At 45.1% G+C, this 510-nt stretch carries 1 protein-coding gene; it reads right to left on the bottom strand.

Going from position 1 to position 510, the window contains the following annotated elements; genetic code table 11:
- A partial coding sequence (locus FKN93_RS17585; protein ID WP_170905784.1) for a transposase occupies positions 1–510 on the bottom strand: 510 nt, incomplete at both ends.

Raw genomic sequence — 510 nt, 5'->3', positions numbered from 1 at the left:
TTTCTATCAGCGAGAACATTCGTTCGCGGAACTGGTCGCCTCGATATGAGCGAGTCACGTAACAACACTTCCTCATCAGTATGTAATTACGGAGAACTCGCTCCGCTGCGTTGTTTGTTAACGGGCACTCGGAGTCGTCCATAAACCGCCAGACCATAGCATCATCAGCGATGAGATTTCGACATCTACCTCGATATCGTTTTGAGCATTGATAACTACCCAATTTGAGCCAATGAAGCCAGCTCTTTCGTAACCGCCTGAGTCGGCGGTAATATTGGCTTTCGGTAATTTCTTCTTCGATATATCGGTGATGACACCTGAATACGCTATGAGCGATTAAAGCGAGTTTTTCTCCGATTTTTTGGTTTTCAGGACAAACGCTTTCCTCGATAGCGATGACGTTCCTTAATATGTGAGCCCAGCATAATTGGCGCTTAGATTCGTCGATATATTTGTAGGCAGAATATTGGTCAGTCACTAAAAGGTGTGAAACCGCTTCACCAAGTAGTC

The organism is Vibrio sp. A8-1, from assembly GCF_013048685.1.
GTDB lineage: Bacteria > Pseudomonadota > Gammaproteobacteria > Enterobacterales > Vibrionaceae > Vibrio > Vibrio metschnikovii.
Note: the sequence above shows the minus strand (reverse complement) of the source record. Positions and strands in the feature narration are given on the sequence as shown.